The sequence below is a fragment of the Ramlibacter sp. genome, assembly GCF_013697775.1.
Classification (GTDB): domain Bacteria; phylum Pseudomonadota; class Gammaproteobacteria; order Burkholderiales; family Burkholderiaceae_C; genus Ramlibacter.
On sequence record NZ_JACCWG010000294.1, the window covers coordinates 15,559 to 27,188 of the forward strand.

Here is an 11,630-nt window from a genome sequence, read left to right on the forward strand (position 1 = left end):
TCCTCTTAGAGGAGTTCCTCGTCCCATTCCTCGGTCCGCGCCTCGGCCGCCGGCGCCGGGGCGGCGCGCGGCCCGATGCGCGCGGCCATCTCGGCCACCGTGGGCGCCTCGAAAAGCGCCTGCAGCGGCAGGTCGCCCGCAATGGCGCTGCGCATGCGCGAGACGGCCTGCGTGGCCAGCAGCGAATGGCCGCCCAGCGTGAAGAAGTTGTCGTGCAGTCCCACGCGCTCCAGGCCCAGCACTTCGGCCCAGATCGCGGCAAGTTCGTGTTCCAGCGGCGTGTGCGGCGGGACGTAGTCGGATTCGCCGCGCACCGCCTGCGGCGCCGGCAGCGCCTTGCGGTCGATCTTGCCGTTGGGCGTGAGCGGGAAAGCGTTCAGTGCCAGGATGTGGCCGGGCACCATGTAGCCCGGCAGCGATTGCGCCAGCGCCGCGCGCAGCGCCTCCGGCTCGATGGCCTGGCCGTCCCGCGGCGTCACGTAGGCCACCAGCTGGTTGTCGCCGCGCGCGTCGCGGTGCGCCAGCACCAGCGCTTCGCGCACCTGCGGATGCTGCGCGAGATGGATTTCGACCTCGCCGGGCTCCACGCGGAAGCCGCGGATCTTCACCTGCAGGTCGGTGCGCCCCAGGAATTCCAGCGCGCCATCGTCCAGCCAGCGCACCAGGTCGCCGGTGCGGTACAGGCGCGCGCCCGGCTGCGCGGAGAACGGATCGGGCACGAAGCGCTCGGCCGTGAGCTCGGGTCGCCGCAGGTAGTCGCGCGCGACGCTGGGGCCGCCCAGGAACAGCTCGCCGGGCACGCCCACGGGCAGCGCGCCTCCGGCGGCATCGAGCACGTAGACCGTGGTGTTGCCCAGAGGGCGCCCCAGCATCTGGCGCGCGGCCGGCGTGCCTTCGTGCAGGTGCGCCGTGCAGAGGATGGCCGCCTCGGTGGGGCCGTAGAGCACGCGGACCTGCGCGGCGGGAAACGCCGCGCGTATGCCCTCCAGCAGGTCGGGCGCGACCGCGTCGCCGCCGGAGAAAATGCAGCGCATGCCGGGTAGCGTGCCCTCGCCCGCACGCCCACCCGGGGCACTCAGGGCGCGGACTTCCTGCACGATCCGGCGCATCAGCGCCGGGACCGCGTGCAGCGCGGTGCAGTCCCCGAGCCCGGCCACGAAAGCCGGCACGTCCAGCACCCGCTCGCGCGGCACCAGCCGCACGCTGGCGCCCACGGTCAGCGGCAGCAGCACCTCGAACAGCCAGATGTCGAAGGTGAAGCTGGCGGTCGCGTGGATGCGGTCCGCCGGCCCGAAGCCGAACGCCTTGCGCGATGCGGCCAGGGTGGTGGCCAGGCTGCCGTGCTGCACCCGCACGCCCTTGGGGCGGCCGGTGGAGCCGGAGGTGTAGATCACGTAGGCCAGGTTGTGCGGGCCGGCCCGCGCCGGCGGGTCGGACACCGGCAAGGCCTGCAGCGCCGGCGCGTCCTGGTCCAGCCGGAACACCGGGACCGCGTGGCCCGGCGGCAGTGCGTCGGCCAGCTGCGCCTGCATGAGCACCAGTACCGGCGCGGCTTCCTCCAGCACCATGGCCAGCCGCTCGGCCGGCGCGGACGGGTCCAGCGGCAGCGAGGCGCCGCCGGCCTTCAGGATGGCCAGCAGACCGACGATCAGCTCCAGCCCCGGCCGAGCGCACAGGCCGACCAGCACTTCGGGACCCACGCCGCGTTCACGTAGATGGTGAGCGAGCCGATTGGCGCGCGCATTGAGTTCGCCGTAGCTGAGCTGCTCGTCTTCGAACACCAGGGCGACGGATTCGCCGCGGGCGCGCACCTGCGCCTCGAACTGCCGGACCACGGTGGCCTCAGGCGGCGATGCGGCAACGCCGGCATTCCATTCCACCAGCTGCCGCTGCAACTCGTGCGCGGGCAGCACCTGCACCTCGCGCACCGGCGTCTGCGGGGAGCGCTCCAGCAGCGACACCAGGCTGTCCAGCGTTTCAACCATGTAGTCGCAGATGCGTGCGGGGTCCACGCGGCCGCCCTGCACCTGCGCGGTCAGCGCGAAGCCTTCGCCCAGGTCGTCCACCGACAGGTTCAGCGGATAGGTGCTGCTGCCGCCCGCTGCCAGCATGCGCATGCCGTCGCCGCCCTGCTCCAGCAAGGCGCCGGCCTGCACGTCGGGATGGCGGTAGTTCAGCACCGCGGCGAACAGCGGTGCGGGCGCGGCCACGCCGCTGCAGCGCTGGGCCAGCGCCAGCGAGGCATGCTCGTGCGCCAGCAGACCGGTCAGCATACGGTGCGTGCGCAGCAGGCTGTCGCGCACACCAACGCCCTCCAGCGCGATGCGCACCGGCAGCGTGTTGATGAACATGCCCAGCGCGCGCCCGGCGCCCACGCCGCCCTGCATGCGGCCGAACAGCACGGTGCCGAACACCACGTCGCTCCTGCCCGAGGCGCGCGCCAGCAGCTGCGCCCAGGCCAGGTGCATCAAACTGGCCACGCCGACGCCGGCCTCGCGCGCCTGCCGGCGCACGCGCGACGCCAATGCCGGATCGAGCGGCCGGCGCAACTCCTGGATGCCGGAGCCGTCGCCCTGTGCGTCCAGCAGCCCGAACGGCGCGGTGGGTTCGTCCACGTCGGCCAGCATGGCCCCGAAGAACGCCTCGTGCGCGCCGGACGCCATGCCCAGCCGCGCCTGCGCGACGTGGTTGCGGAACGGCACCGAGGGCGGCAGCGCGGCGGCCTGCCCGTCCAGCACCGCTTTCAGTTCGGACGCCAGCACGCCCATGCTGGCGGCATCCACCACCAGGTGGTGCAGCAGCACATGCACCAGCCAGCGGCCGTTCGGCGCGTCCTGCGCCACCAGGCAGCGCAGCAGCGGCGCCTGGCGCACGTCCAGGCGGGCGGGCAGGCCGCGCAGCTGCACGCCGACGTCGCCGGCTGCCGGATCGAACGCGCGTTCCTCCACCACCGGCGCGGCATGCCGCCACACCACCTGCAGCGGCTGCGGCAGGCCGTCCCACAGCACGGCGGTGCGCAGCACGTCGTGGCGGTCCACCACCTGCTGCAGCGCCGCGGTGAAGCGGCCGATCTGCGCGCGCGTCTCGAACGCCAGCAGCATGTCCAGCAGGTAGGCGTCGCCCTCGGACACCATCAGGTGGTGGAACAGCAGCCCTTCCTGCAGCGGCGCGAGCGGGTAGATGTCCTGGATGTTGGCCATGCCGCCCGGCACCGCGCGCGCAACCGTGTCGATCTGCGCCTGCGTGAGTTCAACCAGCGGCAGCATGCCGGGCGTGATCGCCTCGCAGCCGGCGGGGATGCCATTGGGCGGCACCACCATGTCGTCCCGCGCGCTGTCCTGCGCGGCCAGCAGTTCCGCGACCGTGGGGTTGGCGAACAGCGTGCGCACGTCCACCGCCAGGCCGTCCGCGCGCAGCCGCTCGATCAGCTGGATCGCAAGCAGCGAATGGCCGCCCAGCTCGAAGAAGTTGTCGGTGACGCCCACCTGGTCCAGCCGCAGCACCTCGGCCCAGGCGCGGGCCACCCGTTCTTCCAGCGGGGTGCGCGGCGCGGTGTAACCCTCCTCGCTGCGCGCCGTTCCCGGCGCCGGCAGCGCCTTGCGGTCGATCTTGCCGTTGGGAGTCAGCGGGAAGGCATCCAGCGCCAGGATGTGGCCGGGCACCATGTAGCCCGGCAGCGACTGCGCCAGTGCGGCGCGCAGCTCCGCTACCGAGGCCGCCTGGCCTTGCACTGCGACCACGTAGGCCACCAGCCGCCTGTCGCCCGGCACATCTTCTCTCGCCAGCACCAACGCCTCGTGCACGCCGGCCTGCGCGGCGAGCACCGCCTCGATCTCGCCCAGCTCGATGCGGAAACCGCGGATCTTCACCTGGTGGTCCGCGCGGCCCAGGTAATCCAGCGTGCCGTCCGGCCGCCAGCGCGCCAGGTCGCCGGAGCGGTACATGCGTGCGCCCGGCGCGGCGCCGAACGGGTCGGGCACGAAACGTTCGGCGGTGAGCCGGGGCCGGCCCAGGTAGCCGCGCGCCACGCCGGCTCCCGCCACGTACAGCTCCCCGGCCACGCCGATGGGGGCCGGGTTCAGGAATTCGTCCAGCACATGGCAGGCCAGGTCGGCCAGCGGCCGGCCGATGCAGCCGGGCGCGTCGGCGTTGCCGGCTTGCAGCACATGCCAGGTCACGTGCACCGTGGTTTCGGTGATGCCGTACATGTTGACCAGGCGCGGCTGCGCGTCGCCGTGCTTCGCGAACCACGGCGCCAGCCCAGCGCGGTTGAGCGCCTCACCGCCGAAGATCACGTGCTTGAGCGCCAGCGCGTGGTTGGCTGCCTGGTCAGCCTGCACCAGCTGCTGGAAGGCCGAGGGCGTCTGGTTCAGCACCGTCACGCGCTCGCGCGCCAGCAGTTCCAAAAAGCGTTCCGGGCTGCGGGTGACGATGTGCGGCACCACCACCAGCCGGCCGCCGTGCAGCAGCGCGCCCCAGATTTCCCACACCGAGAAATCGAACGCATAGGAATGGAACAGCGTCCACACGTCGCTGCTGCCGAAGCCGAACAGCTCGCGCGTGGCGTCGAACAGCCGCGCCAAATTGCCGTGCGTGAGCTGCGCGCCCTTCGGTTTGCCGGTGGAGCCGGAGGTGTAGATCACGTAGGCCAGGCTGTGCAGGCCGGCCAGCGGCGCGGGGTCGGTGTTCAGCTGGGCCAGCCATGCTGCCGCGTCGCGGTCCAGACACAGCACGGTGGCTCCCGTTCGGGCTGAGCTTGTCGAAGCCCCTGCTGGCATGAGCCCTTCGACAAGCTCAGGGCGAACGGTAGTGGTCGTCAGCACCAGTGCCAGCCGCGCGTCGTCCAGCATGTGGGCCAACCGCTCGGCCGGGTACGCCGGGTCCAGCGGCAGGTAGGCGCCGCCGGCTTTCAGCACGGCCAGCAGCGCGACGATCAGGTCCAGCCCCGGCTCCATGCACACGCCGACCAGCACTTCGGGGCCCACGCCTCGTTTACGCAAATGGTGGGCAAGGCGGTTGGCCCGCGCATTGAGTTCGGCGTAGCGCATGTGGGTGTCTTCGAACACCACGGCAACGGCGTCGCCGTTCTCGCGCACGCGGTCTTCGAACTGCCGCACCACCGTGCCTGCGCGCGGCTGCAGCGCGGTGCCGGCGTTCCACGCCTGCAGCTGCTGCAGTTCCTGCGCGGGCAGCACCTGCACCCGTGCCACCGGTGCCTCCGGCGCGGCTTCCAGCAGCTGCACCAGGCCTTCGAGGGCGTGGCGCATGTAGTCGGCCACGCGTTCGGTGCCGATGCGCGCATCGACCTGCGGGTTCAGCGAAAAGCCGCCGCCCGTGTCGTCCACCGACATCACCAACGGATAGTTGGTGCGCTCCAGCATCGACACCACCTGGATGCCGCCTGCGCCCGGCAGCGTCGGCTCGGTCCCCTGCGGCGTGTGGCGCATGTTCAGCAGCGACGAGAACAGGGGCGCGGGCGCCGGCACGCCGCTGCAGCGTTGCGCCAGTGCCAGCGAGGCGTGCTCGTGCACCAGCAGTTCGGCCAGCAGCTGGTGCGTGGACAGCAGCGCGTCGCGCGCGCCCCGGCCCGCCAGGTCGATGGCGATGGGCTGCGTGTTGATGAACATGCCCACCGCGCGGTCGGCGCTGGCGCCCTGCATGCGGCCGAACAGCAGCGTGCCGAACACCACGTGCGGCTTGCCCGCCGCGCGCGCCAGCACCAGCGCCCAAGCCAGGTGCATCAGGCTAGCGGGGCTGACGCCGGCCGCGCGCGCCTGCGCCCGGATGCGCCGCGCCAGCCCGGCCGGCAGCGCCACGGTGCTTTCCTCCAGCGTCGTGCCGTCGCCCTGCACGTCCACCAGGCCGAACGGCAGCGTCGGCTCTTCCACCGGCCCGAGCGTGCGACGGAAGAATGCCTCGTGCTCGGACTGCGGCACGCCGAACAGCGCCTGCGCCACGAAATTGCGGAACGGCACCGGCGCGGGCAGATGGCCGGCGTCGGCGCCGTGCATCAGCTGCAGCACCTCGTGCACCACCAGCTCGCCGGTGGTGTGGTCGCTGGTCAGGTGGTGCAGCATCAGCTGCAGCAACCAGCGATCCTGTTCGGCATCGTGCGCGAAGGCCACGGCGCGCAGCATCGGCGCCTGGCGCACGTCCATGCGCCAGTGCGCGGGGTCGAAGCGCGCCTGCAGCTGGCTTGCCACGTCGCCATCCGGTCCCGGCTGCAATTGCAGTTCCTGCGGCCGCATGGACGCATGCCGCCAGACCACCTGCACCGGCTGCGGCAGTCCTTCCCACAGCACGGCTGTACGCAGGATGTCGTGCCGCGCGATCACCAGCTGCAGCGCTTCGACGAAGCGTTCCAGCTGCGCGCGCTGGTCGAAGGCCAGCAGCGTGGGCAGCAGGTAGGCGTCGCCCTGTGCCTGCGTGCGGTGGTGGAACAGGATGCCTTCCTGCAGCGGCGCGAGCGGGTAGATGTCCTGGATGTTGCGCGCGCCCCCGGGCGTGGCGCGCACGATGGCGTCGATATGAGCCTGCTCCAGTGTTAGCAGCGGCAGCATGCCGGGCACGATCGCCTCGCAGCCTTCGGCGATGCCGTTGGGCGGCACCGCCACCTCGGCGCGCACGCGGCCCTGGCCCTCGGCCAAGGCGGCGATGGTGGGCTGCGAGAACAGCGTGCGCACGTCCACCGGAATGTCGGCGCGGCGCATGCGCTCGATCAGCTGCACCGCCAGCAGCGAATGGCCGCCCAGCGCGAAGAAGTTGTCGTGGATGCCCACGCGCGGCAGCTGCAGCACCTCGGCCCACAGCGCGGCCAGCGCGTGCTCCAGCGGCGTGCGCGGCGCGACGTAGCCCTCTTCGTCCTGGACCTCGGGCGCCGGCAGCGCGCGGCGGTCGATCTTGCCGTTGGGCGTGAGTGGCATCCGCGCCAGCACCACCACCTGGGCCGGCACCATGTAGTCGGGCAGCGTTTGCGCCAGGCCCGCACGCAGCGCCGCGGGCTGCAGGGCGGCACCCTCGTCGGGGCAGGCGTAGGCGACCAGGCGCGTTCCGCCGGGCATGTCCTCGCGCGCCAGCACCAGGGCTTCGCGCACGCCGGGCTGGCGGTCCAGCACCGCCTGGATCTCGCCCAGCTCGACGCGAAAGCCGCGGATCTTCACCTGGTGGTCGACCCGGCCCAGGTATTCGACGGTGCCGTCCGGCCGCCAGCGCGCGAGGTCGCCCGAGCGGTACATGCGCGCGCCGGGTTCCGCTGCGAACGGCTCGGGCAGGAAGCGTTCGGCCGTCAGCGCCGGCCGGCCCAAGTAGCCGCGCGCCACGCCGTCGCCGGCGATGTACAGCTCGCCGGCGATGCCCACGGGCACCGGGTTGAGTTGTTCGTCCAGCAGGTGGATGCGGGTGTTGGCCATCGGCGCGCCGATGGACTGCCACGACGCTGTGTCGGCAGTGGGCTGCTGGATGGCGGCGTTGACGGTGGCCTCGGTCGGGCCGTAGGCGTTGAACAGCGCCGGCCGCGCAGGTTGCGCGAACCAGGCGCGCAGGTCGGCCGGCAGCACCGCCTCGCCGCCCACCATAATTTGCCGCACGCAGGCCGGCAGCCGGAAGTCCGGCGCGGTCACCAACAGGCGCCAGAAACTGGTGGGCAGATTGGCCACGGTGATGCCGTGGCGCTCGCACAGGTCCGCGAACGCGCTCGGCCCGGCCACCCAGCTGTCGTCGCGCAGCACCAGCGTGGCGCCATGCAGCAGCGCGCCGAAGATCTCCTCCACCGACATGTCGAAGCTCAGTGCCGCGAACTGCAGCACGCGGTCGCCAGCGTGCAGGCCGTAGCGCTGGCCCAGTGCCGACACCTGATTGCCCAGGCCCTGCTGCTCGACCAGCACGCCCTTGGGCCGCCCGGTGGAGCCGGAGGTGAACATGGCGTAGGCCAGGTTGCGCGGCGTGGCGGTGGTGGGCGGATCGGTCTCGGGCAGCGTGTCCAGGTCTGTTTGCGCGTCCAGCAGCAGCACCGGCAGGCCGTGCGCCGGCAGGCAGTCCGCCACCGCGCGCTGCGTGAGCAGCAGCCGGGGCCGCGCGTCGTCCAGCATGAAGCCCAGGCGGTCCCGCGGGTGGTCGGGGTCCAGCGGCAGGTAGGCACCGCCGGCTTTCAGGATGCCGAGCACGGCGGCAATGGTGTCCGGGCCGCGCTGCAGGCACACGCCCACCAGCATGTCAGGCCCGACACCTTGCGCGCGCAGCTGGTGCGCGATGCGGTTGGCGCGCGTGTTCAGCGCGCGCCAACTCAGTTGCTGGTGCTGGAACACCAGGGCCGTGGCATCCGGATGCGCGTGCGCCTGCTGGGTGAAGCGCTCGGCGATGGTGAGTTCGCGCGGGTAGCCGGCGGCGGTGTCGTTCCACGCCAGCAGCTGCCGGTGTTCCTCCGCGCCCAGGATGTCGTGCGCATGCAGCGGCGCATGCGGTTGCGCAACCACCGCGCGCAGCAGCTCCTGCAGGCGCGTGCCCAGCCGCGCGATGGTCGCTTCGTCGAACAGGTCGGTGTTGAATTCCAGCCGGCCGTCCAGCCCGCCGCCAGACTGCTCGAACAGCTCCAGCGTCAGGTCGAAGCGGGCGCCGTCGACGTCGGACGGCAGCATCTCCAGTTCCAGCCCGGGCAGCGCCAGGGTGCGGTGCGGCAGGTTCTGCAGCACCAGCATCACCTGGAACAGCGGCGAATAGCTGGTGTCGCGCTGCGGGCGCAAGGCCTCCAGCAACTGCTCGAACGGCACGTGCTGGTGGGCGTAGGCCTGCAAGGTGGTGTCGCGCACCTGCCGCAGCAGCGCGGTGAAGTCGTCGCGCGGCTCCACGTGCGTCCGCAGCACCAGCGTGTTGAGGAAAAAGCCGATCAGCGGCTCGACCTCGGCACGCGTGCGGTTGGCGATGAACGAACCCACGCTCACGTCGCGCTGGCCGCTGTAGCGCGCGAGCAGCAGCGAGAAGCCGGCCAGGAGGCCCATGAACAGCGTGGCGCCCTGCGCGCGGCACAGCGCGCCCAGGCCCTCGACGGTGGCCGCGTCGAGCGCGAACGGCAGCGCGGTGCCGGCGTGCGTGCGCACCTGCGGCCGTGGCCGGTCGGTCGGCAGCGCCAGCAGGGCCGGCGCGTCGGCCAGCTGGCCGCGCCAGTAGTCCAGCTGCTGCTGCAGCACCGGCCCCTGCAGCCATTGGCGCTGCCAGTGCGCGTAGTCGGCGTACTGCACGGCCAGCGGTGGTAGCGGCGAGGCCTCGCCGCGCGCATGGCCAGCGTACAGGGCCGCCACCTCGCGCACCAGCACGCTCATTGACCAGCCGTCGGACACGATGTGGTGCATGGTCACCAGCAGCACGTGCTCTTCGGGCGCCAGGCGCAGCAGCTTCTGGCGCAGCAGCGGCCCGCGCGCCAGGTCGAACGGCGCCTGCGCTTCCTCATGCGCGAGGCGTGCCGCTTCGGCTTCGCGCTCGGTCCGCGGCAGCGCGCCGAGATCGACCAGCGGCAGCAGCGCCGGCGCCGGCGCATCGATGCGCTGCACCGGCTGCCCGTCCGCCGTGACCTCGAAGCGCGTGCGCAGGCTTTCGTGGCGGGCCACGATGTCGTCGAAGGTGCGCTGCAGCGCACCCAGGTCCAGCGTGCCGGCCAGGCGCAGCGCCGCGGGCATGTTGTACTGGCTGGTGCCCGGCTCGAAGCGGTCCAGGAACCACAGCCGCTGCTGCGCGAACGACAGCGGCGGCGGCAGGTCGCGCGGCACCAGCAGCAGCGGCGGCACGCTGCCTGCCGCGGGGTCGGCCGTGCCGTCCGCCGCTGCGTCCACATTCGCACGCAGTGCCGCTTCCACCTGCTGCGCCATTCTCGCGATGGTGGGCGCATCGAACAGCGTGCGCAGCGGCAGCTCCACGCCGCAGGCCTGCTGCAGCCGCGACATGACGCGCGTGGCCAGCAGCGAATGGCCGCCCAGCGCGAAGAAGTCGTCGTCCACGCCGACACGTGGCACGCGCAGCACCTCGGTCCATAGCTGCGCCAGCGTGTGCTCCAGCGGCGTGCGCGGAGCGACGTAGTTGTCATCGGACGGCACCGCGGGCACGGGCAGTGCCTTGGCGGGCACCGCGGGCGGCGCGATGCGGGCGCGCTCGCCGGGATCGAGGACGTCATGCGCCCGCAGCGGCGCGCGCGGCTGCGCGGCCACCGCGTTCAGCAGCCGGCGCAAGTGCGTGCCAAGGCGCGCGATGGTCGGCGCGTCGAACAGGCCGGCGTTGAACTCCAGCCGGCCGGAAATGCTCCGCGCCTCTTCCTGCACATCCAGCATCAGGTCGAACTTGGCCGGGGCCTGCCCGCCGGGCAGCTGCTCGATCCGCAGTTCCGGCAGCTGCAGTTCCGGCAGCGGCGCGTCCTGCAGCGTCAGCATCACCTGGAACAGCGGCGTGTGGCTGGTGTCGCGCACCGGCCGCAGGTGCTCGACCAACTGCTCGAACGGCATGTCCTGGTGCGCGTAGGCGCCCAGCGTCGTGGTGCGCACCTGGCGCAGCAGCGCCTCGAAAGTCTCCGACGGGTGCACCCGCGCGCGCAGCACCAGCGTGTTGACGAAGCAGCCGATCAGCGGCTCGATTTCCGAGCGCGTGCGGTTGGCAATCGGCGAGCCCACGCACAGGTCGTCCTGGCCGCTCCAGCGCGCCAGCACCACGTCCAGTGCGGCCAGCAGCACCATGAACAGCGTGGCGCCCTGCTCGCGTGCCAGCTGCCGCAGCGCGGCGGTTTCCTGCGCGTCCAGCGCGAACGGCACTTCGCCGCCCGCTGGTACCGGCACCTGTGGACGCGGCCGATCGGTGGGCAGCGCCAGCAGTGCCGGCGCGCCCTCCAGCTGTCCGCGCCAGTAGTCCAGCTGGCGTCTCAGTGCGCCGCCCTGCAGCCACTGGCGCTGCCAGTGCGCGTAGTCGGCGTACTGGATGGGCAGCGGCGCAAGCGGCGACGCTTCGCCGCGGCGCAAGGCACCGTACAGCGCCACCAGCTCCTGCACCAGCACGCGCATGGACCAGCCGTCGGACACGATGTGGTGCATGGTGACCAGCAGGATGTGTTCTTGCGGGTCCAGCACGAGCAGCTGTGTGCGCAGCAGCGGCCCGTGCGCCAGGTCGAACGGGCGCAGCGCTTCGGCGCGCGCGAGCTCCTGCGCCTGCTGCTGGCGTTGCTCCAGCGCAAGGCCGCCCAGTTCGGTGACCGCCAGCGGCAGCGGCATGCGCGGCAGGATGTCCTGCAGCGGCTCGCCGTCCACTGCCACGAAGCGTGTTCTCAGGCTTTCGTGCCGCGCCACGATCGCGTTCAGCGCGCCGTGCAGCGCCTCGGTGTCCAGAGGACCCTGCAGACGCAGCGCGGCGGCCATGTTGTACTGCGCCGACCCCGGCTCGAAGCGGTCCAGGAACCACAGCCGCTGCTGCGCGAACGACACCGGCAGCGGCTGGCCGCGGCCTACCGGCACCATGGCCGGCGCGGCCAGCGGGGCGACGTCCTGCTGGCGCTGCAGGCGTGCGGCCAGTTGCGCGATGCTGGGCGCCTCGAACACCGCGCGCACCGGCAGCTCCACGCCCAGCGCGTCGCGCAGGCGCGAAACCAGCCGTGTGGCCAGCAG

General features: G+C 72.4%; 1 protein-coding gene. It reads right to left on the reverse strand.

Annotated elements, in window-relative coordinates; genetic code table 11:
• Positions 1-5: 5 nt before the first annotated feature.
• Positions 6-11,630 carry an amino acid adenylation domain-containing protein gene (locus H0U68_RS14760; protein WP_365731752.1) on the reverse strand — a complete coding sequence of 3,875 codons (11,625 nt, stop codon included), beginning with the start codon at positions 11,628-11,630 and terminating at the stop codon, positions 6-8.